This window comes from Mesorhizobium sp. P2_F5 (assembly GCF_056403715.1).
Genome location: NZ_JBFUEY010000016.1, coordinates 47126 through 71694 on the forward strand (window position 1 = coordinate 47126; position 24569 = coordinate 71694).

The 24569-nt window shown below is 63.2% G+C and carries 22 protein-coding genes and 1 pseudogene; 7 read left to right on the forward strand and 16 right to left on the reverse strand.

Going from position 1 to position 24569, the window contains the following annotated elements; genetic code table 11:
• Positions 1–22: 22 nt before the first annotated feature.
• From AC1DYO_RS21060 to AC1DYO_RS21080, 5 genes are all read right to left on the reverse strand, one after another.
• Positions 23–3304, reverse strand: coding sequence for a DNA/RNA non-specific endonuclease (locus AC1DYO_RS21060; protein ID WP_477266434.1), 3282 nt, complete (start codon positions 3302–3304; stop codon positions 23–25).
• 1 nt (position 3305) lies between these two features.
• Positions 3306–4574, reverse strand: a complete 1269-nt coding sequence (locus tag AC1DYO_RS21065; RefSeq protein WP_477266435.1) for a caspase family protein — start codon at positions 4572–4574, stop codon at positions 3306–3308.
• Complete coding sequence (locus AC1DYO_RS21070) at positions 4575–5366, reverse strand: M12 family metallopeptidase (protein WP_477266436.1); 792 nt, start codon at positions 5364–5366, stop codon at positions 4575–4577. It abuts the gene before it with no gap.
• Positions 5367–5379: 13 nt separating this feature from the next.
• Positions 5380–5730, reverse strand: a complete 351-nt coding sequence (locus AC1DYO_RS21075) for a YbaY family lipoprotein (protein ID WP_181061045.1) — start codon at positions 5728–5730, stop codon at positions 5380–5382.
• 491 nt (positions 5731–6221) lie between these two features.
• The gene (locus AC1DYO_RS21080; protein WP_477266437.1) at positions 6222–6860 is read right to left on the reverse strand and encodes a TetR/AcrR family transcriptional regulator; all 639 of its coding nucleotides are present in this window, start codon (positions 6858–6860) and stop codon (positions 6222–6224) included.
• A 195-nt stretch (positions 6861–7055) separates the two neighbouring features.
• Here AC1DYO_RS21080 and AC1DYO_RS21085 point away from each other — a divergent pair, with 195 nt between their 5' ends.
• Positions 7056–8252, forward strand: coding sequence for a TCR/Tet family MFS transporter (locus tag AC1DYO_RS21085; RefSeq protein ID WP_477266438.1), 1197 nt, complete (start codon positions 7056–7058; stop codon positions 8250–8252).
• 79 nt (positions 8253–8331) lie between these two features.
• Positions 8332–8754: a hypothetical protein gene (locus tag AC1DYO_RS21090; protein WP_477266439.1), complete on the forward strand. Its 423-nt coding sequence runs from the start codon at positions 8332–8334 to the stop codon at positions 8752–8754.
• 85 nt (positions 8755–8839) lie between these two features.
• On the opposite strand, the gene AC1DYO_RS21095 is transcribed toward AC1DYO_RS21090, so the two are convergent.
• From AC1DYO_RS21095 to AC1DYO_RS21105, 3 genes are all read right to left on the reverse strand, one after another.
• On the reverse strand, positions 8840–10054 hold the full coding sequence (locus tag AC1DYO_RS21095) for an NAD(P)/FAD-dependent oxidoreductase (protein ID WP_477266440.1): 1215 nt from the start codon (positions 10052–10054) through the stop codon (positions 8840–8842).
• A 91-nt stretch (positions 10055–10145) separates the two neighbouring features.
• Positions 10146–10310: a DUF3309 family protein gene (locus AC1DYO_RS21100; protein ID WP_477266441.1), complete on the reverse strand. Its 165-nt coding sequence runs from the start codon at positions 10308–10310 to the stop codon at positions 10146–10148.
• 198 nt (positions 10311–10508) lie between these two features.
• Positions 10509–10709 carry a hypothetical protein gene (locus AC1DYO_RS21105; protein WP_477266442.1) on the reverse strand — a complete coding sequence of 67 codons (201 nt, stop codon included), beginning with the start codon at positions 10707–10709 and terminating at the stop codon, positions 10509–10511.
• Between AC1DYO_RS21105 and AC1DYO_RS21110 the strand changes: the two are divergent.
• Positions 10651–10770, forward strand: a pseudogene (locus AC1DYO_RS21110) (phosphohydrolase); the annotation flags it as partial. The gene AC1DYO_RS21105 and the pseudogene AC1DYO_RS21110 sit on opposite strands and share 59 nt — an antisense overlap.
• A 193-nt stretch (positions 10771–10963) precedes the next feature.
• On the forward strand, positions 10964–11362 hold the full coding sequence (locus tag AC1DYO_RS21115) for a hypothetical protein (RefSeq protein WP_477266443.1): 399 nt from the start codon (positions 10964–10966) through the stop codon (positions 11360–11362).
• Between the two features lie 41 nt (positions 11363–11403).
• Here the strand turns inward: AC1DYO_RS21115 and AC1DYO_RS21120 are convergent, their stop codons facing one another.
• The 8 genes from AC1DYO_RS21120 to AC1DYO_RS21155 all read right to left on the reverse strand — a co-directional run bounded on the left by AC1DYO_RS21120 (position 11404) and on the right by AC1DYO_RS21155 (position 21585).
• Entirely contained in the window at positions 11404–13290 is a 1887-nt protein-coding gene (locus tag AC1DYO_RS21120) for an ABC transporter ATP-binding protein (protein WP_477266444.1), read from the reverse strand.
• Complete coding sequence (locus AC1DYO_RS21125; RefSeq protein ID WP_477266445.1) at positions 13290–15179, reverse strand: ABC transporter ATP-binding protein; 1890 nt, start codon at positions 15177–15179, stop codon at positions 13290–13292. Before AC1DYO_RS21125 ends, AC1DYO_RS21120 begins: the two co-directional genes overlap by 1 nt.
• Before the next feature lie 180 nt (positions 15180–15359).
• Positions 15360–16133, reverse strand: a complete 774-nt coding sequence (locus tag AC1DYO_RS21130; protein WP_477266446.1) for an SDR family NAD(P)-dependent oxidoreductase — start codon at positions 16131–16133, stop codon at positions 15360–15362.
• Positions 16134–16243: 110 nt separating this feature from the next.
• On the reverse strand, positions 16244–17578 hold the full coding sequence (locus AC1DYO_RS21135; RefSeq protein WP_477266447.1) for a dihydroorotase: 1335 nt from the start codon (positions 17576–17578) through the stop codon (positions 16244–16246).
• 15 nt (positions 17579–17593) lie between these two features.
• A complete protein-coding gene (locus AC1DYO_RS21140; protein WP_477266448.1) occupies positions 17594–18517 on the reverse strand; it encodes a polysaccharide deacetylase family protein in 924 nt (307 codons plus the stop codon).
• 12 nt (positions 18518–18529) lie between these two features.
• Positions 18530–19546 (reverse strand): NAD-dependent epimerase/dehydratase family protein, encoded by a 1017-nt coding sequence (locus AC1DYO_RS21145; protein ID WP_477266449.1) that lies wholly within the window; start codon positions 19544–19546, stop codon positions 18530–18532.
• Positions 19547–19576: 30 nt separating this feature from the next.
• Positions 19577–20338 carry an SDR family NAD(P)-dependent oxidoreductase gene (locus AC1DYO_RS21150; RefSeq protein ID WP_477266450.1) on the reverse strand — a complete coding sequence of 254 codons (762 nt, stop codon included), beginning with the start codon at positions 20336–20338 and terminating at the stop codon, positions 19577–19579.
• Positions 20338–21585, reverse strand: coding sequence for an MFS transporter (locus AC1DYO_RS21155; protein ID WP_477266451.1), 1248 nt, complete (start codon positions 21583–21585; stop codon positions 20338–20340). Before AC1DYO_RS21155 ends, AC1DYO_RS21150 begins: the two co-directional genes overlap by 1 nt.
• Before the next feature lie 243 nt (positions 21586–21828).
• Here AC1DYO_RS21155 and AC1DYO_RS21160 point away from each other — a divergent pair, with 243 nt between their 5' ends.
• From AC1DYO_RS21160 to AC1DYO_RS21170, 3 genes are read left to right on the forward strand one after another with little or no spacing between them, the layout of a single operon-like run.
• The gene (locus AC1DYO_RS21160) at positions 21829–22179 is read left to right on the forward strand and encodes a RidA family protein (RefSeq protein WP_477266452.1); all 351 of its coding nucleotides are present in this window, start codon (positions 21829–21831) and stop codon (positions 22177–22179) included.
• A 23-nt stretch (positions 22180–22202) separates the two neighbouring features.
• Positions 22203–23633 (forward strand): dihydropyrimidinase, encoded by a 1431-nt coding sequence (hydA, locus tag AC1DYO_RS21165; RefSeq protein WP_477266453.1) that lies wholly within the window; start codon positions 22203–22205, stop codon positions 23631–23633.
• Positions 23618–24544 carry a nitrilase-related carbon-nitrogen hydrolase gene (locus AC1DYO_RS21170; protein WP_477266454.1) on the forward strand — a complete coding sequence of 309 codons (927 nt, stop codon included), beginning with the start codon at positions 23618–23620 and terminating at the stop codon, positions 24542–24544. Before hydA ends, AC1DYO_RS21170 begins: the two co-directional genes overlap by 16 nt.
• Positions 24545–24569 lie beyond the last annotated feature (25 nt).

Below are 24569 nucleotides of genomic sequence, written 5' to 3' on the forward strand. Positions count from 1 at the left end.
GTTCTTCCATGATGGTCGTCTGTCAACGAAGGAACCGGATTTGCTCCATTGCAAGAAGTGGCAACGCAGTGCCGCCTGCAGATACGCTTTCCTCATCGCCGGCCAAAGGATCCACAGCGGCGAGCTTGCCGAAATTAATGCCGCTGCGCGCTTCGATGCTGCGGATGGAAACCTGTGTCGCGGTGCCGAGTTGGGGCGAGGTGAAAGCCCCGAACACGAATTCCTCTTCCGGCAACAGACTTTGCTGCTGGTCCATCTCGTACCCCGTCGCGCAGAGTTTGCCGGTGTCATCGTGGATGAAGACGATGACCTTCCAGAAGGCCACCGGTATGCGGACGCCATACATCTCCGGGTCGGCTTTTGCGAAATAGGCGCCGGTGAAGACGGAAATCTTCATCGCATCCTCGCGGGCATGTTGCAGCGCATAGTCCTCGAGCGCCAGCCATATTGGGGCGTTGAAGGCCTGCATCTGCGGCGTCACATTGGTGACGTGCATGGAATCTTCATTGCCGCGCTTGGCAATTTCCGGCGAACCCCAGCCCGGATCCTCCCGCCGTGTCATATGCCCCCGGCTGAACTTCGGCGGGTTGCCGTAGCATTCCTTCATGATCTGCTGTTCTTTGGGAATGCGCGGATCCCATTTCCAGGCGACGCGGGCGCTCTTCTTGGACTGATTGCCGTCGATGTTGCAGGCGCTCAGAAAGCACATGCGGCGGCTGCGGCTCATGATGACGGAATAGTGTTCGTACCGAAGCTCCGTCTTGGAAACGCCGTCCTCCTGGAACTCAAGAATGTCGTCGGCGCCGCGTATCACCGTCGGCATGTCGACGCTGAATACGTCGCCGAGGAAAGCAGGGTCGTAGCCGCCGCGGTCGCGATAGTCTTCGGCGACCGCCTCCGTGCCGTCGTCGATCATGTCCGAGTCGTCTGCACCGCTGTCCGTCACCCTGCTTCGCGCCAACACTGGCGCCAGCGGACCGCCGCGATCGAGCTCCACCGATATGCGCAAAGTCAACGGGATCGTCAGGCTGTTGCCGCTGATGCTCTGGCGCACGACGGTCGAGGGGCGGCGCTGCGGCGTCGGGGGCGCATCGCGAGACGGCGTCTCCGTGCGGCGCGGGACACGGTGAGTCCGCACATCGTCAAGCAGTTTCTTCACCACATCGGCGCGCACGGCGTAGTTCGTCGAAAGGAAACTGCCGCTGAAATGCAGGCCGATGGCGTTTCCCTTGTCGAGATCGAAGACCAGCGACCCGGAATTGCCGCCCAGTGTCGTGCAGTTATGCCAGATACGTGTCGGCTCCACCCGGGTCACGCCGCCGGGGGCAAGCCGTTTCTTGTTGTAGATATTTCCGTAGATGCGCTCCATCAACTCCGGTTCGGGAATGCGGCTGTCATAAGCGGGGTAGCCGATGGTTGCGACATTTTCGGTCTGTGTGATGGTCGTTGCAAGCTCGATGGGGCTTGCGAGTTTCGCGTCTCCTGAGATCACCTCGATCTCGAAAAAGGCAACGTCATATCCCGAGGCATCTTCGATATGGAGTGGCCTGACAAGCTTGAAGAGAAGCTGGTCGGGATTGTCGATCTCTTCGAGAAAGTCGGTGTTCGCCGCAATGGGCGCACTCACCCCCATCTTGAACGTGAAGCCAGCGCCCCTTCGCTCGGCGAATTCCCGGGCCACATGGCGATTGGTGACGAGCACGTTCTCCGCGACTAGCCACCCGGTGCCCACCCAGTCGAGCTGCCCGCCCACAAGATTGATCCGTCCGACGGCACGGATGGCGTTGTCGAGCAGAGGCTTGGCCTTCTTCAACCGTGCCTCCCAGATCTCGCTGTCGGCCTTGTCGACAAAAGTGAGCTTGGTCACGTTGTCCTGGATAGCCAGCACAGGCCGCTCACGTCGCATGACGATGCTCTCCAATTCGACGGCCTGGTCGAGCGCCTCGGGCGATTGCGCGATCTCCAGCGCCTCGGTCTGGACCCCAAGATCGGCACTCTCCTCCGCAAGTTCCAAGTCCCTTGTTCTCACGGACATGTTGAAGCGGCGCAAGCGCGCCAGTTGATCCTGAATCTTGCTCACTGTGACCTCACTTAGCGGGCGCGGTACTGTTTGGGGACGATATGTCGGCACGGCGGCCGCGTTGGCCGTCTTCCTGCTTTCCCAGGCGTTGGTCGACTCACGGAAACTTAGGATCGGCCGGTCGAAATTCGCATTGCTTGCGGTTCGATAGAGCTGATCGAAAACAGTGCCTATCTTTCCGCTTTCGGCCTGGTCGAAATGCTTTCCCGCTGCGGCATTGCGGTAGCCGCTCAGCCGGTCAAGAGCGAAACGCAATCCGGGTGTGAACAGTGGCAGGCCGCGCTGTGGCAATTTGTAGAGAAGGTCGAGCGCGGCAAGGTGGTCACCGCGACGCGCCAGCACTTCGGCCCTGATGCAAAGCCCATCCGTCAGCCAGGGCGTGGCGCTATAAAGCTTGTCGGTCCACTGATCGAGCCAGTTTCCAGGCGACGAGCTCTCGCTTTCGCGTCCGTCGGACGGCCCCACAAGCATCATGATGTAGGCGCCAACCGCAGCGGCCACCGGAAATTCATGCTTGTCGGAAAGCAGGTCCCTTGCCCTGCGCCAATAATCCGAAATCAGCGACAGTTGTTCGATCCGGCGGCCCTCGAGATAGCGGATGAACAGATCGGCGTCAGGATCCTGCAGCTTTATCGCAAAATTGCCTGATGCTGGCTCGGGGAAGGAAATCTGCGCCGTTTCAGACAGGGAAACGGGCGCAGCCACATAGAAATAGCGGCCATCATTGCTTTCGGTTCGCACAAAACACGGTTGGGGGGTTCCTGGAATCGTGGCCCAGCCGGAGGGATCCCGAAAGAGTTTTTGCCTCTCGGCGGAAGTCTGCCCATCAAAGCCGATCGACACCAGCGTCAGTTCCCGAGGCGCGGGTGCCGGCGCGCTTTCCGCAACCATGCCTTCCAAGACGTCTGCATCGGATTCGAAACGCGATGCAACTCCTTGTGCTGAAATGTTGTCGTCGGCCTCGGTGACCAGTAAGGCGCCAACCCTGGCCTGCGAAAGAACGACCTCGGCATTCTCGCCTGACGCCGGCATCTGGAATGCCGTCTCCAGGAGTGTGCCATCGCGCAGCAGTGCCCGGGCGGCGTAGAAACCCGGCGCCAGATCGATGTCGTCCGCAGGCTGGTGAAGCGTTCTGATGATCTGCAGATCGTGGTTCAGGATCGAGACTGTTGCGCCGGAGACGCCCAGGCGCTCAGGCACGGATAGGATCAGCTTGCCGCTCATCTCAGCCTCCCATCCCACCGCCTGCTGGCGGGGCTGCGGGTGGGGCCGCCAGCGGCGGTGCTGGCGGGGGGCCCGGGATTGCAGTCATGCTTATCGGCCAGTTCGGCGTCTGCTGGTTGATGAGCTGCATGTCGGTGACCGCTTTAAACCCGGCTCCGGCCTCGGCCGTCAGCTTGAAGATTCCGGCCTTCGAGGTCACAGCGTAGGGATGGTCCGCCGCCGACGGTGGAATGTTCTGGCTGAAGCCGCCGCCCACCCGCTCCAGCGCGAGCCCGGTGCGTTCGATCGCCGCATCGGGGCGGATGATCAGCCGGAACTCGACCTGCGGCGGTGATGTCAGCCAGCGCAGTGTCACGTTTTTGAAAGTTGTCCCTGTCGCAGGCGCATATTGGCCGGTTTTAGCCCCCGTGAAGTGATTGCTGAGCGCCGTGTTGAGGGTGAAGCTCGTGACTGGCCAGCGCTTTTTCAGGTCGTTCAAATCCGCGTTCTCGGCCCCATTCTCCAGGCACTTGGTGAGCGCGTCGCAGAAGTCAGTCTTCTTGCCTGCGATCGTTTGCGCGATGGAGCCGGGATAGGAACCCATGAACATCGGCGTCGCACGATCGTCCACGCCAGGGAGCGGATCCCACACCGTGCCGGGCGGGTTCGCCAGGCCGGGGTAGTCCATCACGGTCTCGCGGCAGGCATCGACGAAATAGAACTGCGTCCTGGCGATGTTCGGATGATCGTTGGATGGCGCCATGCCGAGCATAAAATTGGCGGTGACCTCGCATGAGCACTGCAATACGCCGCCGGCTGCGGGGTCGGTGAAATCGGCGAGCGTGATCAACGGGCTGCCGAGGCGCTCGAGACCGTGTCCGGAATAATAGAAGAAGGTCATGCTGCCGGGATCTGCGGCGGCGGCTTTCCGCCAGTCCTTGGCCGCAATGACGAAGTTCCTCCAGTCGGCCGGGTTGATCCCCTCCCGCGTCAGCTGCTTCCCTTTGCCTAGATCGATTGGCTTGAGCTTTGGCTTTTCTTTTGCGGACGGCGACATCACCAGACGTATAGTTGCCAGCGGACAGGCGAGTGAATCCGCGTTGGCGACCAGCCAGCGGCAGATCTCCCAGGTGCTGAGCGCCGGCGAGGCCAGCCGCAGCAGGTTGAATTTCTTTGGATCAGGCGGCTCGGTCGCTTTGGGCAGGTGCGCATACTCGCTCACCCCCACCAGAAAGGCGTGCGTCTGGGACTGGCCTTTAAACTTCCTGCGGCGATCGAATACGAGGGTCATCTAGCCGTACATCTTCTTGATTGTGGCTCGGTCTCCGGGGCTCAAACCCTGGCGCTGGCCGACGGTAGCGGCATGGCCCTTGACGAGTTCGATGGTTGGCTTGCCGTCCTTGGAGAAGGCGACGAGTGGATAATGCATGATGGAATCGAGATCGTAGTCCTCGATATCGACGCCATCGTGAATGTGCTGCGTGAAATTGTGCTCCATGCCGGCCTGTATCCGGTCGAACCGGATGCGGATATGCGCGTCGCGATCGATCCTGCTCTGCTCATGCCACAGGCCGAGCGCATGCCCGATCTCATGGATGGCGTTGCCTGCGCTGCATTCCGGCCCGAGCAGCAGTTCCTGGCGCCCGCCGCGCATGCCCACCGCCGAGCGGCAGCCGGAGCCAGGGACGAAGGCGACGAAGTTCTTGTGCTTGGGGTTGCTGGGATCGCGCTGCTGGAATTTGATCGAGGTCTTGGCAGACCAGTGGGCCATTGCGTCATGGACGCGCTCTGGTTTCGGCAGCGTCGCTGCCATTTCGAAGATCAGGACGCCCCCCGGCCAGCGAAACTTCTTGCTCAGGATGGCCGATCCAAGTCCTACCGCCCCCTTGCGTAGCATTCCTGGCGATTGTTGCACGGCTGCAAGAGTGTCTGCCGCTTCCTTGGCGCTGCCCAAGACAATGCAACCCTCGACCACCGCCTGGCCGTCGACGACTGTGTATTGAACCGGGCGCACTGTCTTGCCGATCCGCGCAAATGTGGTTTGCACGGCTGGTCCCGCTTTGAGTTCTCCGTCTTCCGCCATTTTCCCCTCCCTCTCAGTCTCGATCGAAAGAATGAAGTCGCAGCCGCTGCGGCGTCTTTGACCCAAGCCGCCACGGGTAACTCAACACTGTGCCGAATGATGCGTCATCCGCTCCGGCCGGAAGGTACCCGGCGCGCGCAGACAGCGTGTATTGCCGCCGCTCTTCGACTGCTTCGTCAGGAACCGAGAGCACAAACGCGACGGGCTGCGTCGAACCGGGCTCAAGCCGGTAGTGCGTCTCGGCCATCACGATCGATGGCGCGTCGAGCATGGTCGTGTCCTCGAGCCGGACGCTGATATCCACGGGGCGGCTGGGTGGACCGTCGACGAAATCAATTGAGCCGTTGATGTCGGGGCTGCTCACCGGGCTGCTCCATCATCTCCGCGAACGCTTCGGTGCGGAGCAAAGCCCGCGACAAGTTCGGCAAAATTTCTGAGGTGACGGCAAACGAACGCAACGCGCCCCGATATCGACAGCACAGTATTCGTGACAATGAACGAGCCCACCGCCATGTCGTCGAGAACCGCTCTTATTGGCCATAATTGGATGACAAGAACGTGTTGATTAAGTGCTGAATTTACTGTGTTGTCAAGTAAACAGGTCGATTTATTGGATTCGGCAGAAGTCAACGAAGCCCATGTTATTGACAAAACGTCCACGCGCGCCGCACATGGTCCATGTGACGTCGTCTGGCCTGTCAGATCTCAGCGACGAGCAAATATCGCTGTCGATCGTTCACGATGTGAACTGACGCTGCGACAGTCTATGAAATACGTCACGTCCATTCCCTTCGGTACAAAATTGCGAATGGGCCGCAGGGCTGGATCGCGCGTAGGGCGGAAGCGGGCGATTGCTCAGGCGTAAGGCGTGCCTGCCATTGCGACTTTCAGGCCGATGCTGCCCTTGTCGACGAGAGCGAGAAAGGCCGCGCTCGCTTGGCCGCTGTCGCGGGTTTCTCGAAACGTCCGGTGCGCCTGGATGAAGGCCACACTCCATGTCGTCAGGAGCAGCGCCGCACCCAGCCGGGCGTCGGGGTCGGCGGCATCACGCCCCGCGCCTTCGGTCAGCGCTACCGTCAGCACGTCCGCCAGCTCATCCCGTATCGCTCTCGCCCGCGCCTTGAGCGTCTCGCTGCCCTCGACCGTCCTGATCAGGCCCTGGCTCCTGGCGGAGAATTCGACGACGGGGCTACGTTCGGCAACCAGGCGATGCGCGAACAGCCGCAACGCCTCGATCGGCGCGATGCCTGGATCGCGCTGCCGCAGAGCCTCGCGCAGCATCTCGCGGCCTTCCTCGTCGCGGTCGAAGAGCATGTCCTCCTTGCGCGGGAAGTGATTGAACACCGTCATCCGCCCGACATCGGCGGCCGCCGCAATCTCATCCACCGTCACTTGATCGAAACCCCGCTCGAAGAACAGGAGCGTGGCGGCATTGGAGATGGTTTGCCGCGTGGCGAGGCGCTTGCGGGACCGGCGGTCGGACGGGATTGACATGGCACTCCTGATTTAATATGTACTGAGTACAGATTGGTATCGAGTATAGAAACAGGCAGACCGGAAAACAAGCCTTTTCGCTCGACCCCGCCGCAGAAACCCAGCAGGTCCGCGCCCACAGGGCACGTCACGGGCAAGCTCCTCACCGCGCTGCCCCACTATGAACAACTCCTCGTCATGAACAGAACCTTCGCCATGAACAAATCCCTTACCGTCATCTTCGCCGCAATCGGGCTCGACGCCGTCGGCATAGGTCTCATCTTCCCCATCCTCCCGCGCCTCCTCCAAGAGGTGACACACAGCCCTGACATCGTACCCTACATCGGCATCATGACCGCGCTCTATGCGCTCATGCAATTCGTCTTCGCGCCCATGCTCGGCGCCTTGAGCGATAATATCGGCAGGCGTCCCGTGCTGCTCATTTCGCTCGCCGGTGCGGCCATCAACTACATCGTCATGGCCTTCGCGCCGCAGCTCTGGATGCTGTTCCTCGGCCGCGCCATTGCCGGCCTGACCAGCGCCAACGTCTCCGTGGCCATGGCCTACATCACCGATGTGTCGCCGCAGGACAAGCGCGCCCGTCGCTTCGGCCTGTTCAACGCCGTGTTCGGCGCCGGCTTCATCATCGGACCGGTGCTCGGCGGACTGCTCGGCGAGCATTGGTTGCGGCTGCCTTTCATTGCTGCCGCCGTGCTCAACGCCTGCAATCTGCTGCTGGCCTTCTTCATCCTGCCGGAGTCCCGCACGCCGGCCCGCCAGAAGCTCGATCTGGCCGCGCTCAACCCGCTTGCGCCGCTGCGTTGGGTGTTCTCGATGAAAGGGCTGCTGCCCATCATCCTCGTGTTCTTCATCATGAGCGCCACCGGCGAGGCTTACGGCACCTGCTGGGCGCTGTGGGGCTTCGACACCTTCCAGTGGAACGGTGTCTGGATTGGCCTTTCGTTGGGCGCCTTCGGCATCTGCCAGACGCTGGTGCAGACATTCCTGCCCGGCCCGGCGGCCAGACTGCTCGGCGAACGTTGGGCCGTTGTCACCGGCATAGGCTTCGCCTGCATTGCCCTTCTCGCCATGGCTTTCGCCAGCCACGGCTGGATGGTGTTTGCCATCATGCCGGTCTTCGCTCTGGCAGGCATCGGCGCACCGGCGTTTCAGGCCTTTGCCACGAGGCAGGTCGACCCCGCCCGCCAGGGCCAGTTGCAAGGCGTGCTGGCATCGGCCGTCAGCCTCGCCTCCGTCATTGCCCCGCTTGGCTTCTCGACCTTCTACTTTGTTGTCCAGAAGCAGTGGCCCGGAGCCATCTGGCTCTCGGTGCTGGTCGTCTATGCCATAGCCATTCCGCTGGTTCTTCTCGGCACCCGGAGCGCCCGCTCCGTAGAGCCTGCGATCGCGTAGATCTCCGTCAGTAAAGCCGCTCACACACCAGACCTTGCAAATATGCTATACTCACCGGACGTAACCGGGAGAGGTATCGATGAAGAAGGCTTTCCTGATTTCTGCCATTGTCGAGATGACATTTCTAGGCGCGGCGACGACGGCGTCATTGGCGGATGATCTTCCCGCCTTGAACTCGAAGTGGCGCGAACAGCAACGCGGAACCTGCCTGGAGATTACTCAAATTTCGGATGCACTTCCTGGACCGGCAGGCTGCGCTCAGATTGCCGGTCGGATGAAAGACGATCTGATGATCGGTTATGCCTGCAAAAGCGGATCGGAAATCAGTTTTTTCTCCGGACTGCAAACCGACAATTCGATAAAGCCCGATATTTTCATTGGCCGGTATAGCGCGGAAGCCATAATCGCCCAATTTTGCACCAGAATTAGCAACGACTGGCCTCCGGATTATGATTGCAAAAATGAAATGACGTTCAAAAGCGTCAGCAGTTGCACACCCTAAACCGCGCCGTTGAAAGACCGAAGCTTCATCAGCCGTGCTGTAGAGATCACTGCCTGGGCGACGGCGTGGTGGGCGAAGCGGCCGATCAGGACCGGCTGAATGAAAAGAGCTTCGCATCGGAGTCTTCGATGCCGCCGATCGCCGAGGCAACGATCTCCGAAGCGATCTGCGAGAAGGTGATACCGTTGCCGCCATAACCCATCACGGCGTGGATGCGTGGGTGGCACGGCAGTGCGCCAATATAGGGCATGCCGGTGTTCGTGGTGCCGAATGAGCCGGTCCAGGCGAATTCGGGGCGGACGTCGAGCCGCGGCAGCAGGCGATGCAGCTTCTTTGCCAGACGCTGCGCCTTGTCGGCAATCAGCGCATCGCGGCGCGCCTCGTCGATGAATTCCTCGTCCTCACCGCCGCAGATGACGCGGCCATCTTCTGTTGTCCGCAGGTACAGATACGGCTCCGACGCCTCCCAAATCAGCGCCGCGCCCGGCCAGATGTTTTTCGGTTGCGGCGCCGTGGCAATCGCCCAGGTCGAGACAACGCTGTGCGCGGTCTTCGGGATGATGTCGGTCAGCTCGTAGCCGGTAGCCAGCACAAGATGCCGCGCGGTGATGGTCGGACCTAGGCTGGTGGCGACGACGACATGATCACGGCTGTCCTCGATCGCCGTTGCCTGCACCGGTGCATAAAAGCGCGCCTCGCGTTGCAGCGCCTTCAGCAGCAGGCCTGCCGTGAGCTTGCGCGGGTCGAGCGCGAGATTGCCGTGGCTGAGGATGGCGCCGGCGCGATCGATACCAAACTCATCGGCGAGGACCTTGCGGGTCAGATAGCTTGCGCCGATGCCGACCTGCCGGCGCGCTTCTGCCTCGTCGCGCAGCGCGGAGGGGTCGAGTACATCGCCGGCCAGATAGAGCGAAGGGGATGATGTAAGGCGACAGTCGATGCCGAGTTCGGCGATCCGTCCGCCAAGGTTGGACACCGCAAGCCGCGACCGACGCCATGCCTGTCCGGCATCGGCCTTCCCGACCATCGGCGAAAGTTTCGTCAGCGGCTGGTCAAGTTCGAACTGCACCAGCGCCGTCGTCGCCGCAGTCGATCCCAGCAGGGGTCCGCGACGGTCGATGCAGATCACCGAATGGCCAGCGCCGGCCAGCGTTTCTGCGGCCATGGCGCCGCTGATCCCCATGCCGACGATCAGCACGTCGGTCTTGACATCGCGGGTCAGTTTCTCCGTCGGCGCCGATGGCGCTCGATAGGCAAACCAGACCGGCCGACCGCTGCGCAGGTCGAGTTTGCGTGCCACCAATGTCTCCAGACGTCATGTCTTCAGCTGCCAACCAATGTCTTCAAACGAAGAGCGGCCGCCATAGCTCCGGCGGCCGCCGATGGCGAGGCTATATGCGCCCGAGAACAACCAGAATGATGATGATGATCAGCACCAGCCCGAGACCGCCGCCGCCATAATAGCCAGTGCCGTAAAACGGTCCGCCGCCGAGGCCGCTGAAGCCGCCAAGCAACGCGATGATAAGGATGATAATAAGAATGGTACCCAGGCCCATATGCCGTCTCCTTGCGCTGCCGCGCCATTCACGCCGCGCGGTTCGAAGACAGAAACTCGCGGCAAGCCGTCCTGTTCCCCAGCGATTTTCATGCGACGGCTAGGGAACGAAACCCATCATGACGGCGTTTGCTGAGGTTCAGGTGCAAGCCGCAGCGTGCATCGCGCCCTAGGCGGAGAATTCAGTGCGGGATCGCCCTTAAGACACAGCCTGCAGCTCATCGACCTGAACCCGCCGGTAGGCGGCGGCCGCCGCCATTCCCGACAGCAAGCTGGAGCGTGCCATCAACACCTTCATCCGCGACACAGAAACCGAACTGCTGTTCAACCGTTCAAGCCGCATCAAGCACAAGCCCGACACCACCTTCGGCAACGTCAAGGCCGATGTGATCGCCGGCAAGGAACCGCATTTCCACCGCGGCAATTTCTGCTCGGTTATCCGCAACTCCGCGTGGCGTTAGAGCAGCATCATTCTCGACGCGCATGATCAAGATCGGCGGCGGGCTGCTGCTGTTCTACGCATGGCTGCTATGGGGATCGAAGCCGCTGTTGTAGATTGAATTGCGGCCTAGAAAATGATCGCATGCGACCCGCGCTGCAAGGACCTTGGCCGGATCACGCAAGGTCGGGATGTAACGAGGCGCAGGAGGATCGATGGCTGACGCGTCGTCCGAGGGAAATTTCGGCTGCCAGCGCTGCTGGCCTATGTCGCCGGACGACACCTGGGAGGCGCGCGCCGGCCTGTCTCACCAGGCCACGCTCATCGACGAGTCGCATCTGATCGCCTCGGTGCTCGGCTGCCCCGTCTGTTCGCAGCGCTTCGTTTCCGTCTTCATCGAGACCATTGACTGGGTTGGCGGCGACGATCCGCAATGCTGGGTCCAACTGCCGCTGACGCCTGATGAAGCCGAGCGGCTGACACGCGAGCCTGTCACGGAAGGCGATCTTCACGGCCTCGGTGGCGACAGGCGCTCTCTCCTGAAAGGCTTCCTTAGGGGAGGTGTCGAAAAATGCATGTGGACCAAGGGCCTGTCCATTGGCTGGCACGACTAGCCGCGAAGGCGACCATCGGCTGAGCGCAGCGTCCGTCCTGCTCACGTCGCCTTGCCGGCCGGCGCGCCTGTGTCTTCCTCCGACATATCGTCGAACGAAGCGTAGTTCATGTTGTAGAGCCGCGCATAGAGACCCTTGGCCGCCATCAGCTGCTCATGATTGCCGCTTTCGACGATCTCGCCATTCTGCAGCACGATGATGCGGTCGGCGCCGCGGATGGTGGCAAGCCGGTGGGCGATGACTAGGCCGGTGCGGCCTTCCAGCAGCGTGACCAGGGCCTTCTGGATCAGCATCTCGGTGTAGGAATCGATGCTGGCCGTAGCCTCGTCGAGCACCAGAATCTTGGCGTCCGCCACCAGCGCACGCGCAAAACTGATCAGCTGCCGCTGGCCGAGCGAGAGATTGCCGCCGCGCTGCTCGAGCTCGGTGTCGTAACCGTCCGGCAAATGTTCGATGAAGTCATGCGCGCCGACGGCCTGCGCCGCCCGCACCACCTCTTCGCGGGTTGCGGAAGTCTTGTGGTAGCGGATGTTTTCCAGCACCGTTCCGGAAAACAGGAACGGCTCCTGCAGCACCATGGCCACCTGGTCGCCAAGCGAATCCTGCGTGACGTCGCGCACATCGTGGCCGCCGACCCGCACATCGCCCGACCAGACATCGTAGAAGCGGTGCACCAGCGCCATGCAGCTCGACTTGCCCGAACCGGTAGGGCCGACCAGGGCAACGGTCTCGCCGGGATTGACGCGGAACGAGACATTTTTCAGCACCGGCTGGTTCTGACGGTAGCCGAAGGTGACGTTCCTGAACTCGACTGAACCGTCCATGTCGCGCGTCAGCGCCACCGCGCCTTGCCTGTCGCTGACGTCGACCGGCACGTCCAGCACTTCGGAGATGCGCTGGCCCGACGCCATGGCGCGCTGCATGACGCTATACTGCATGGTGAGCGAGCGGATCGGGTCGAAGAAACGCTGGATGTAGAACAGGAACGCCACCATGACGCCGATGTCGAGGCTGTGCGACAGCACCATCGAGCCGCCGCCAACGATGACCGTCGCCATGGCAATGCCGGTCAGCGTGTCGACGATCGGCACCATCACCTGCGCATATTTCGCCGAGGTAAGGTGCGTTCTGAGATTGGCCAACACCTTCTCGTCATAGAGATCGAAATTGACGTGCTGGCGCTCCAGGCTCTGCACCGTGCGCACGCCATGGATGCCTTCGGCGAGCGCGCCATTGGCGATCGAATTGGTCTCATGCGCGGCCATGAAGGCGACCTTGGCGCGCGGCAGCCAGAACAGGCGCACGATGAACAGCGCCGGCATGGTCGATAGCGTCAGCAGGCCGAGCCGGAAATCGAGCCAGAGCAGAACGGTGACGATACCGAACAGAAGCACGATGTCGCCGACCGACATCACCGACGTCTCGAGGAACTCCTGCATCGAATTGACGTCGCCCTGCAGGCGCGACATCAGCCGTCCGACTTCGGTCTTGTCCATGAAACTGAGCGACACACGTTGCAGATGGCTGAACATGGCGCGGCGCAGGTCCGACAGCACGTTCTCGGCCACCTTGCCGACGACGCTTTCCTGGACATAGCTGGCGGCATAGTTGATCAGGATGATCAGGGCGAAAGCGCCGATCGCCCAGTTCATTACAGCGCGGTCGGGTCGGCCCGCCGCCATGCCATGGTCGATGGCGTAGCGGATGACCAGCGGGATCGCCAGCTGCGTCAGCGTGAACACCAGCACTGCGGCGACGGAGATGAAGATCCGGCCCTGATACGGTTTTACGAAGCTCCAGATGCGGCGCACGATGCGCGGATCGTAGGCCTTGCCGAAAACCTCTTCCTCGTCGCGATGCGAGCCGACGACGGCCTTTGTCGGCCGGCCGCTGGTGTCTTCCTTCTCGTCGTCGTTCTGTGTCGACATCATGCGGCTCCCACGGCCATCGGCAAATCGTCGTCCGGCCGCAGTTGCAGGTCGTAAAGCGCGCGGTAGCGTCCCTTGAGCGCCAGCAATTCCTCGTGCGTGCCGCGCTCGGCGATACGACCGTTTTCGACGAACAGGATCTGGTCGGCATGCATCAGCGAACTCAGCCGGTGCGAGATGATCAGTGTCACGCGGTCCTTGGCGAAGCGCTTCATCGCCGTGCGGATCCGCTGCTCGGTACCGGCGTCGACCGCCGCGGTAGAATCGTCGAAGACCAGAACCGAAGGCCGCAGCATCAGGGTGCGGGCGATGGTCAGGCGCTGGCGCTGGCCGCCGGAAAGCGAGGCGCCGCGCTCACCGACGACCGTGGTGTAGCCGGCCGGAAGCCCGATGATGTAGTTGTGCAGCTGGGCATACTCGGCCGCTTGGCCGATGCGGGTCTCGCGTGCCCACGGATTGCCATAGGCGATGTTGTTCTCGACCGAGGTGGTGAACAGGAACGCGTCCTGCTGCACGACGCCGACCGCCTTGCGCAGCGATTGCAGCGTGACCTCGCGGATGTCCTGCCCGTCGATGGTGATCGCGCCCGACGTCACGTCGTAGAAGCGCGGGATCAGATGCGCGATGGTCGACTTGCCACTGCCCGGCGGGCCGATAATGCCGACGCTCTCGCCGGACCTGGCTTCGAAGGAAATGCCCGACAGCGCCGGCCGGCCGCCTGTGCCCGCATAGCGGAAGCCGACATTGTCGAAGCGCAGCACGCCTTCGCTGACGACGAGATCCTTGGCGCCGGGCGCATCCTGGATGTCGAGTTCCGCATCGAGCAGTTCGAACAGCCTTGTGCCGCAGGTCGAGGCGCGGGCAAACGAATTGACCATCAGGCCGAGCTGGCGCACAGGCATCTGCAGGATGGTCATGAAGGTGAGGAACTGGGCCAGCGTGCCGACGCTGATCTCGCCCGCAATCACCTTCTGGCCGCCGAACCACAGCACCAGCCCCATGGCCGCCAGGAAGGAAAAATTCATCGCGCTGGTGTTGGAGACGCGGATGTCGACGCGCTGATCCGCAAGCTCCAGCGCCGACTTTTTGGCACGGTCGAATTTTTCAAGTTCGTGCCGTTGCGCGGCGAAGGCGCGCACGACGCGGATGCCGCCGAGATTCTCGTCCATCACCCGGCTCAGCACCGACAGGCGCTCTTGCAGCGTCAGCCAGGTGCTGCGCAACCTGAGCTGCGTGACCGAGGAGCGCCAGGCGACGAACGGCACAAAACTCAGGCTGAGCAGCCCGAGCTCGATATCGGTGCTGATCAGGAGGTAGGAGCCGACACCGATCAGCACACCGAGCAGCACCACGCGCAATATGCCGGTGGAAAAGAACATGCGCACGCCGTCGAGGTCGAGCAGGCCGAGCGTGATGAGGTCGCCGGTGTGGACCCTGTCATGGAAGGAGAAGCTCAGCCGCTGGATCTTCTCGTAGAAGGCCAGGCGCAGCTCATAGCCTGTGCGGTGGCCGACGGCCTCGCCGTAATAGTTCTGCGCCATGGTGAAGAGGCCGCGCAGGATCGAGACGACGAGCAGCGTGATTGCCGTCGTCCAAAGCGCCTGCTCCGCCGCCGCGCCGCCGCCAGCGGCCACCACGCCTTGCGCCTGGTCGATGGCGTGGCCCAGCAGGCGCGGGATGAACAGCTGTAGCGTCGCGGCGATGAAGGTCGAGACGATGGTGATCGCCACCTGCCAGGGATGGCGCAGCGTCATGCGCACGATGCGCAGCAGTGTGCTGAGGCCCTTTCCCCAGGAAGCCTCCGCCACATGGGCAAACGATTTGCCGCGCTTGGCCGCGCCGCTGGTTGCATCCGTATTCAAGGAAAATATCCAGCCCGATCCGGACATTAGCCCGGACGAATGAAAGCAGACTCAGTTTCAGATGCTGCGATGGTACGCCTCCATTTTGACCGTTCAAGGGCCAATGGCGGCATCGCACTGTGCTTGAGGGCGGCGCATGACATATGAGTTGAGGCTAAGATTGCAGGTTTGGCTTATGGCGCATTGCGAGGCATTGTCCCGCACGTGTCAGCCCGCCATCCAGCCGCCATCCACCATCAGATTGATGCCGGTGACATAGCTTGCCATGTCGCTGGCGAGGAACAGCGCGGCACCGGCGACGTCACTCGGCGTGCCGAGCCGTGGCCAAGGCGTGCGGCTGTGCGAATAGGCGAGCGCGTCGGGATCGTTGGCGACGCCCGGCTTGCCGGTGATGATCTTGCCGGGCGCGATCGCGTTGCACACGATCAGGTCCTCGGCATGGTCGACGGCGATCTGCCGCGTCATCTGCACGATGCCGCCCTTGCTCACCGAATAGGGAAAATCGCCTGGGCAGGCGACCATGCCGTGCTGCGAGGAAATGTTGATGATGCGGCCGCGAACCTCGTTCACCGGCGCCTGGCTGAGCATCTGCATGACCGCGCGCTTGGAGCCGTAGAAGAACCCGGTCAGATTGACGCCGATCACGCGGTTCCATTGCTCAGGCGTGGTCTCGACCAGATTGGTGCTGGTGTAGACGGCCGCATTGTTGACCATCACGTCCAGCCGCCCGAAATGCGCGGCTGTCGCGCCGACCAGCGCATCCACCGCGTTCCAGTCCGAAATGTCGGTTGCGACATGCATCGTCATCCCGTCGGTCGACTGGATCAGATCGACAGTGCTTTGGCCGCCTTCGATAGGCACTTCGACCGTGTCGGCAATGACGACGGCAGCACCTTCCGCCGCGAATTTGAGCGCGATGGCGCGGCCGATGCCGGAACTTCCTCCGGTGACGATAGCGACCTTGTTCCCGAGCAGAGGCATTTTTTCTCCTTTGAGCAATTCCAGGAAAAGTGTGAGCGGTTTTCTGTCCGGAATTGCGTAAAAACAAAGAGATAGAGCGGTTCACCGTTTCCCTGAAACGGTGAACCGCTCTAGTGTTCCCGGCGCACGACCTTGCCTTGCCCCGAACCGATCAGCGCCTGATCGCGCACGATCTCTCGCCCGCGCAGAAACACATTGGTCAGCCGCGCTTTGACGCTCCAGCCGTTGAATGGCGTGTAGGCCGCGCGTGAAACCTGCCCGGCGTCGGAGATGGAACTGGACTGGCGCGGGTCGACGATCAGCAGGTCGGCGTCATAGCCGGTAGCAATGCGCCCCTTGCGCCGGCCAAGCCCGAAACGCTCCGCCGGATTGCGTGCGCACATCCGCACCACATCAGGGTACGTGATCAGCCCCTCGTCGACCAGCTTCAGCATCACCTGAAGCAGCGTCTGCAGCCCTGGCATCCCCCCGGGTATATCGGCGAAAGCTGAGTAAACGGCGGCCTTTTCGGCCGGCGCATGCGGAGCGTGGTCGGTGGCGACGATGTCGATCAGCCCACCCTTCAGCGCAGCGCGCAAGGCTTCGACGTCCTGTCGCGATCGCAGGGGTGGCGAGCCCTTCAGCCTAGCGCCTTGCGTCTCGTAGTCGTCGGCGGTGAAGAACAGGTTTTGCGGTGTCGTCTCGACGCTGGCGTCCGCCCTGTCGCGCAGCCGGCTCCACGCTTCGACGCCCGGTTCCGAGTTGATCTGCCGGACGTGGATGCGCGCCCCTGTCGCGGCGGCGGCAAGCACGGCGCGCGCAACGCCGCCGGCTTCCGCCAGCGGTGGCCGGCTGTCGAGAAAGGCGGCGATAGTCCCCGTCTTGTTGCGCTCATTGGCGCCGGTCAGCATCGACTGATCGCCCGGCGAAATGCCGATCAGCGTATCGGCGTGGCCAAAATGTCTGAGCGCCTCGGCAACGCCGTCGAAATTCCGAAACAGGAAGTTTTCCGGCACATCGGCGGTGAACAGTTCGAACGACACGGGCGAGAGATCAAGCAGCCCGGCGATGCGCGACAAATCGCGGCTGACGACGGCCTGGAAGCCGACATCGACGTGGAGCCGGCCTGTCGCCATCGCCATCTTGTCGGCGAGCTCTTCAGCGCTGGCCGTCCACGGTTCGTCGGTCGGCATGTCGAGCACCGTCGTCACCCCGCCAAGGGCTGCGGCATGCGTGCCCGAGGAAAAATCCTCCTTGCGCGTCAGGCCCGGCTCGCGCAGATGCGCATGCGCGTCGACCAGCCCGGGCAGCAGCAGGCAGCCGGAAGCATCCAGCACCGTCGCGGCTTCCGCCGTGCCGCCGGGTGTGATCAGCGCCGCGATGCGGCCGCCGGCGATGCCGACATCGCGCTGCTCCTGCCTGTCGGCATTGACGACGGTCGCGCCCCTGATCAGCGTCTCGAACATGCCGCCTCGCTTCCGTTAGGCGCGCCGCTCGAAGCCGGCATGGTTCTCCAGCCAGAAGCGGGCGATGTCCTCGCGCCGCATGAAGGCGGCAGCCAGTTTCGTCTCCACATGCTCGATCACCTCGCGCAGCCCGGACGCCCGGTTGGGCTGGCCCATCCAGCGCGCATGGATGCCGATCGTCAGCATGCGGCCGCCGGTCTCGTCGGCTTCGTCGAGCATATAGTCGATCGCCGAGCGGCAATCTTCGGCGAAGTCGCGCGGATTGCTGTAGCCCGGCGCGACGAGGTAGCGGCTGTCGTTGAGCGTCTTGGAGTAGGGAACGACCAGGATTTCCGTGCCCTGATGGTCGAGGAAATACGGCAGGTCGTCATTGCAGGGATCGGAGTGGTAGAGAAACCCGCCTTCGCGCACCAGCAGATCGCGCGTGTTGACGCTCGGCAGCGAGCGGCAGTTCCAGCCCAGCGGACGCCGTCCCATCAGCTTCTGGTAGAGCGCGATTGCTTCATGCAGATGGCGCTCTTCCTCGCTGCGCTCCATCGTCGTGTAGTCGATCCACCGCAAGCCATGGCCGAGCAGATCGTGCCCGCGCGCATTCATCCATTCGGCCACCGCCGGGTTGCGTTGCAGCGCGACCGCGCAGGCGGAGACGGTGATCGGAATCTGGTAGCGGTCGAACAGCCGCGCCAGCCGCCACACGCCGGCCCGGCTGCCATATTCGAAATGCGTCTCGGTGCCGAGGTCGCGCACGGGCGGGCTGGAGGTGAGATTGTACTCGCCCCAATTGTCGTTGCGACCGTCGTCCAGCCAGGAATACTCCGAGCCTTCTTCATAGTTGAGCACCAGATTGATGGCGAGCTTCACGCTGCCCGGCCAGGTCATGAACGGCGGGCGCGGGCCGTAACCGACGAAGTCGCGCGGTTGCTGAAAATCGGTCGGCATCGGCTCTGCTCCTCAGCTTTCGTTGGCGGCGATCCAGTCGATGTAATCGTGGAAGGCCTGCCTCGCCGGCGTCGGTCGCCAGTCGGTATCGCGCTCGATGCGGGCAAGATCGTATTCGCCCCACATGCCCGTCTTCAGCACTGCGTTCATGGTGATGTTCGCCGTCTCCTGCGGGCTGACTTCGCTCTTCAGGCCGGGGAACCGTTCGGCGGCCCAGCCGATGAAATCGCCGACCGTCTGCGTGCCGCCGCTGCCGATATTGTAGTGTCGGTAGCGCAAGGTCTCGGCATCGAGCAGCGCCATGACAGCCTTGGCGACGTCGCTCGACAGCACATAGTCGCCGAGCGGCTCAAGACTGTTCGGCCGGATCGTCTCGTTGCTGAGCGCCATATGCGCGATGCGGTTCGGCAGATGACGCACATTGCGGCTGCCGGTGACGCGGTCCATCGACCCGTAGACCGAGGACAGCCTGACCGAGATGGCGGACAGGCCGAACAGATCAGCATAGCGGTTGGTGACCATTTCGGCGGCGAATTTCGAGATGCCGTAAAGCGTCAGCGGCGCGACATAGCCGTCCTCGGGCAATGGCTCGCCGCTCCAGTCAGGGCCGTTATGGCGATAGACCGAACCGGAGCTGACATAGACGAAACGCTTTATGCCGGGACGGCTGCGTGCCCATTCAAGCATCCGCACCGTGCCCATCAGATTGACGTCGACGATGGCAGCCGGATCGTTGGCTTCGGGCGGTTGCGTCGGGTCGCTCGGGCGCGAGTTCGGCGTCACCGTCGCGCCATGGACGATTGCCGTGATTCCATGCGCGTCGAGCGCTGCCGCCCATTGCTTGGAATCCAGTATGTCGGCGGTGAGCACGGTTAGGCGCTCCCGCACCGGCGCGAAGAACTTTTCCGCGATCGCGTCGAGGCCCGAGCGGTCGAGGATCACGGCGCGGGCTTGCGGATCACGATCCAGCCATTCGCGCGCCACCACGCTCATGACAAAGCCGGTGCCGCCGGTGACGAGCAGCGTCATGGGAACTCCCTTGAAATCGATCTGAAGGATTCAGCGCGTCGCATAGCCGCCATCCACGAGCATGTCGGAGCCGGTGACGAAGGACGCGTCCGGCGAAAGCAGGAAGGCAGCCGCCGCGGCGATCTCCTCCGGCTCGGCGATCCGGCCGAGCAGATGCGCCGGCCCGAGTGTGGCATTGGCTGCCTCGAAATCCGCGAAGCGGCGCAGCAGACGCGTCGTCGCCACCGCGCCCGGCGACAAGCTGTTGACGCGGACCTTGTCGGGCGCGTGGTCGACCGCCATGGCCTTGGCGAGATGGATCAACCCGGCCTTGGCGGCGCAGTAGGCAACCGCTTTGGTGGTGGCGACACGGCCGAACTGCGAGCCGATGAAGACCACCGAACCGCCGCCGCTTGCCGCGATCAGCGGCACCGCGAACTTGCTCATCAGGAAGGCGCCGGTCAGCCCAACATCGAGCTCGCGCCGCCACGCGCTCTCGTCGAGATCGACGACGGTGGCGTTGGTCGACGGGGCGGCAGCGTTGTGCACCAGCCCGTCCAGCCGACCGAATTTTTGTCGCGCGAATTCGACTGCGGCCCGGGCGGAACCGCTATCCGTCACATCGCATTGGCAGGCGGCCGCCGAAGGGCCGAGCTTGTCGGCAAGTTGCGTCGCCGGTTCGAGATCATAGTCGGCGCAGACCACACTTGCGCCCTCGGCAATGCACCGCCTGGCGATCGCCGCGCCGATGCCGCTGGCGGCGCCCGCGATCAGGATGACGCTGTCTTGCAGGCGGCTCATAGCGGTCGTCATTAAACCCGTTCCTCGACGGTTTGCACGATCTTCGCCGCGATCGGCCGGCGCAGCAGATTGTAGCAGGCGGCAAGCGTCACCAGAACCGCGCCGCCGCCCAGCAGCAGGAACATCGCCGGTGCGCCCATATGCGCCATCAATCCGGCGGAAACGCCGGGCGTCGCAACATTGCCGATCGAGTAAAGCAAAAGCAGCGTTCCGGAGGCGCCGACCATGTGCCGGCTATGCAGCTGCGAGGCGCCGAAGGCCATCGCCACCGGATAGATCGTCAGCGCCGTGGCGCCGTAGAGGAAGAACAGCACGAACAGCAGCGGTTCGGAGAAATTGCCAAGCCAGGCGATTGCCGCGCAAAGGATGACCGACAGCGCGCCTTGCGCCAGCAGGATGAGCCGTCTTTCAAACCGGTCCGACAGCCAGCCGACGGGCGTCTGCGCCAGCATGCCGGCAATGCTGATGGTCGTGACGAGGCCGACCGTCGTCCCCGCCGACAGCCCGATCTGGGCGCCGTAGATCGGCGTCAGCACGAAGATGTTCATGTTGGTGATGCCACCCTGGAAGATGGCGACGACCGTCACCGGCGCCAGCCGGAACAGCGCCAGCGGGCCGAGGCGCTTGACCGGCCCGCTCGCATGCTCCGGCTCGGTGGGAGAGGCGGGCAAGGCCGGCCAGCGTCCGCCGACGAATTTGGAAACCAGCGCCAGCAGCACCATCGCCGCCGCGACCGGAAACAGATGCGGCGATTGCGGCCCGACCAGCGCGACGAGAAGTTGTCCGAGCAGCACCGCGATCGCCGTCGTCAGCATGTACAGCGAGAACATCGCGCCGCGATTGTGCTGCTCGGCATAGAGGTTGATCCAGCTCTCGCAAACGACGAACAGCGACGCCATCGACAGGCCGCCGAGCAGGCGAAAGCAGATCCAGCTCGGCAGGAAATCGGTGAAGACGAAGCCCGCCGCCGCCAGCAGCGCCAGAACCAAGACCACAACGAACGTCCGCTCATGCCCGTAGTGGGCGACCGCCGGGCGGGTCACCAGACAGCCGACGAGAAAGCCGACGGGATAGGCGGTGAGCACGATCTGCACGACATCGGGGGAAACACCGGGCTTGCCGAGGTGCAGCGAGACGGCGGTGGTCAGCATGGCGCTGCCGATGCAGGCGAGACAGATACCGGTCATGATCGGCAGCAAAGCGCGCGAGCGCTGTGCGTTTTGCCACAGCCGCATCGCGGATTGGGCGATCGACCTCATGGCTGCGCTGCTCCCCTGGCCGCGCCGCCGCCGACGCCACCCTGAGCGAGAGGCTACACGGGGCAGCATTTGCTGCAAACGAAGATAGATACGGCTATGGCTTTGATTTTTTTGGCCATGCTGGCGACGGAAAGCGGCATCTTGGGCCGCGGCAGGGCTTTACAGCGGTTTTGTGCCGTCCATAGCATGGGTAAGTCGCCGACATCGCAAGCTGCCTGATCGAAAGCAGCAGGGAGGAATTCCATGACGATCGAACGTCTTGAAAACGGCCAACGCTTCTGCCGGGTGCTCCGTTACAACGGCACCGTCTATGTCGCCGGCCTGACGGCGGACGACCTTTCCGGCGATACCACGTCGCAAACCAAGCAGATCCTCGCCAAGATTGATGCCCTTCTGGCCAAGGCCGGCAGCGACAAGAGCAAAATCCTCAGCGCCCAGATCTGGCTGCGCGACATCGCCGATTTCGAGATGATGAATACGGCCTGGGACGCCTGGATCGACCGTAGCGCAATGCCGGTGCGCGCCACGGTCGAGGCGCACCTAGCCGGCGACCAATATCGCGTCGAGATCATGGTCACGGCGGCTGTCGGCTGAGGCCGTTGGGGCGGGCAAACCGAATGCATGAACTGGTCATCAAAGGTGGACGCGTCGCGCTCGACGACGGATGGGCCGAGCGCGACATCGGCATCGATGACGGCCGCATCTCAGCCATCGGCAATGGCCTGTCAGGCGAGACGCTGATCGATGCAGCCAAGCGCTGGGTCATGCCCGGCGGCATCGACGCGCACTGCCATCTCGACCAGCCGGTCTGGGGTGGGGCGGGTAATGCCGACGATTTCGAGTCCGGCACCATTTCGGCGGCCTTCGGCGGCACGACCTGCATCGTCCCGTTCGGCATGCCGGGTCCTGATATGTCGACCATTGGTGCCATTGATAGAGCGCTCGATCGTGCCGCGGGCCGCGCGGTGATCGACTACGGGCTGCATGCCGTGGTGACCATGGGCACCGGCGCCGATGTCGAGCAGCAGCTCTCCGAGCTTGCCGGCCGTGGCATCGCCTCGGTCAAGCTGTTCATGACCTACCAGGGCTTTGCCGTCGACGACGATCTTTTCTTCAAGGTGCTCGATACCGCCCACTCGCTTGGCTGGATCGTCATGGTCCATGCGGAGAACGACGCGGCGATCCGGCGCACGCGCCAGCGGCTGATCGATCTCGGCCGCACCGACATACGCTACCACGTCGTCGCCCACAGCGAGACCATGGAGCGCGAGGCAACGCATCGCGCGCTCGCCTTCGCCGAAATGACCGGCGCGCGCATGACCATCGTCCATGTCTCGTCCTGGCAATCGGCCGAAGAGGTGGCGCGGGCGCGGGTGCGAGGCGTCGACGCCATCGCCGAGACCTGCCCGCAATATCTCTTCATCAGTGGTGCCGACCTCGACCGCCCGGCAGTCGATGCCGCGCGCTTCGTCTTTTCGCCGCCGCCGCGTTCGACGCGCAGCCATCAGCATTTGTGGCAGGCGCTGATCGACGGCGGCATCGATCTCTGGTCATCCGACCACTCGCCCTATTTCTTCGCCGACAAGATCGGCAAGGCGCAAACGCCTGGCTTCACCACCACGCTGAGCGGCATTCCCGGCATCGAGACCCGTCTGCCGTTGCTGTTTTCGGAAGGTCTGTTGACCGGTCGGCTGACGCTCGACCGCTATCTCGATCTCACCTCGCGCAATGCCGCCGCTATCTATGGGCTCGCCGATCGCAAGGGCAGCATAGCGGTCGGGCTCGATGCCGATCTGGCGCTGTGGGACCCCGAAGCCACCTGGACGCTCGGCCATGCCGCTTTGCATTCGCGCGTCGACTTCACGCCTTACGAGGGCAGGAGCGTGACCGGCAAGCCGACCACCGTTCTGGTGCGCGGCGTGCCGGTGATCGCCGACGGTGTGTTGAAGGCACATCCGGGTTTCGGACAATTCCTGCCGCGCACCGCAGCCGATCCGGCCCGCTCCGGAAAACCAGTCGAGGAGACGACGCCATGGCTCGATGCCTGACCATAGCGGTCTGCCAGACCGGGCCGATCCAGCGCAGCGCCACGCGCGCCGAGACCGTCGGTCGCCTCGTCCATTTGCTGGAGCAATCGGCCGCAGCCGGCGCGCAAATCGCCATCTTTCCCGAAATGGCGCTGACCACCTTCTTCCCGCGCTGGCGCATCGACGATCAAGCCGAGATCGATGCCTTCTTCGAAGGCGCAATGCCCGGGCCGGAAACGCAACGCCTCTACGCCGCTGCTGCGCGCCTCAAGGTCGGCTTTGCGCTCGGCTATTGCGAACTCGCGCGTGAAGACGGCCGCACGCGCCATTTCAACACCATGGATCTTGTCGGCCCTGACGGGCGCTTCATCGGCCGGTACCGCAAGATGCATGTGCCGGGCTCGGCCGAACCGGAGGAAGGCACCACCACGCATCTGGAACGGCGCTATTTCGAACCGGGCAATCTCGGCTTTCCGGTCTTCGACTATGGCGGCGTTCGCGTCGGCATCGCGATCTGCAACGACCGCCGCTGGCCGGAAACCTATCGCATGCTCTGCCTCAACGGCGCCGAAGTGGCGGTGCTCGGCTACAACACGCCGCTGCTGCTCGACGAAGCGCCGGCGCTGGCGCACCTGCGAATGTTCCACAACCATTTGCCGATGCAGGCCGGCGCCTACCAGAACACGCTGTGGGTGGCGGCTGCCGCCAAGGCCGGGCTCGAAGACGGCCAGGCGCTCATCGGCGGCTCCTGCATCATCGCGCCCACCGGCGAGATCGCGGCGCAGGCGATTTCGCTCGGCGACGAGGTCATCGTCCATCGCGCCGACCTCGACCTCATCGCCACCTGCCGGAAAGTGAATTTCGACTTCGCGCTCTATCGCCGGCCGGATGAATATCGCCTCATCAGCGAGCCCGTCCGGTCGCATGTCTGACATGGCTCGCGATCGATCCGCTGGG

Bases quoted from the DNA above. Each gene is read 5' to 3' on its own strand.
- AC1DYO_RS21060 (WP_477266434.1), bottom strand. From the start codon at position 3,304: ATGAGCGGCAAGCTGATCCTATCCGTGCCTGAGCGCCTGGGCGTCTCC.
- AC1DYO_RS21065 (WP_477266435.1), bottom strand. From the start codon at position 4,574: ATGACCCTCGTATTCGATCGCCGCAGGAAGTTTAAAGGCCAGTCCCAG.
- AC1DYO_RS21070 (WP_477266436.1), bottom strand. From the start codon at position 5,366: ATGGCGGAAGACGGAGAACTCAAAGCGGGACCAGCCGTGCAAACCACA.
- AC1DYO_RS21080 (WP_477266437.1), bottom strand. From the start codon at position 6,860: ATGTCAATCCCGTCCGACCGCCGGTCCCGCAAGCGCCTCGCCACGCGG.
- AC1DYO_RS21085 (WP_477266438.1), top strand. From the start codon at position 7,056: ATGAACAAATCCCTTACCGTCATCTTCGCCGCAATCGGGCTCGACGCC.
- AC1DYO_RS21090 (WP_477266439.1), top strand. From the start codon at position 8,332: ATGAAGAAGGCTTTCCTGATTTCTGCCATTGTCGAGATGACATTTCTA.
- AC1DYO_RS21100 (WP_477266441.1), bottom strand. From the start codon at position 10,310: ATGGGCCTGGGTACCATTCTTATTATCATCCTTATCATCGCGTTGCTT.
- AC1DYO_RS21115 (WP_477266443.1), top strand. From the start codon at position 10,964: ATGGCTGACGCGTCGTCCGAGGGAAATTTCGGCTGCCAGCGCTGCTGG.
- AC1DYO_RS21120 (WP_477266444.1), bottom strand. From the start codon at position 13,290: ATGTCGACACAGAACGACGACGAGAAGGAAGACACCAGCGGCCGGCCG.
- AC1DYO_RS21125 (WP_477266445.1), bottom strand. From the start codon at position 15,179: ATGTCCGGATCGGGCTGGATATTTTCCTTGAATACGGATGCAACCAGC.
- AC1DYO_RS21130 (WP_477266446.1), bottom strand. From the start codon at position 16,133: ATGCCTCTGCTCGGGAACAAGGTCGCTATCGTCACCGGAGGAAGTTCC.
- AC1DYO_RS21135 (WP_477266447.1), bottom strand. From the start codon at position 17,578: ATGTTCGAGACGCTGATCAGGGGCGCGACCGTCGTCAATGCCGACAGG.
- AC1DYO_RS21140 (WP_477266448.1), bottom strand. From the start codon at position 18,517: ATGCCGACCGATTTTCAGCAACCGCGCGACTTCGTCGGTTACGGCCCG.
- AC1DYO_RS21145 (WP_477266449.1), bottom strand. From the start codon at position 19,546: ATGACGCTGCTCGTCACCGGCGGCACCGGCTTTGTCATGAGCGTGGTG.
- AC1DYO_RS21150 (WP_477266450.1), bottom strand. From the start codon at position 20,338: ATGACGACCGCTATGAGCCGCCTGCAAGACAGCGTCATCCTGATCGCG.
- AC1DYO_RS21155 (WP_477266451.1), bottom strand. From the start codon at position 21,585: ATGAGGTCGATCGCCCAATCCGCGATGCGGCTGTGGCAAAACGCACAG.
- AC1DYO_RS21160 (WP_477266452.1), top strand. From the start codon at position 21,829: ATGACGATCGAACGTCTTGAAAACGGCCAACGCTTCTGCCGGGTGCTC.
- hydA (WP_477266453.1), top strand. From the start codon at position 22,203: ATGCATGAACTGGTCATCAAAGGTGGACGCGTCGCGCTCGACGACGGA.
- AC1DYO_RS21170 (WP_477266454.1), top strand. From the start codon at position 23,618: ATGGCTCGATGCCTGACCATAGCGGTCTGCCAGACCGGGCCGATCCAG.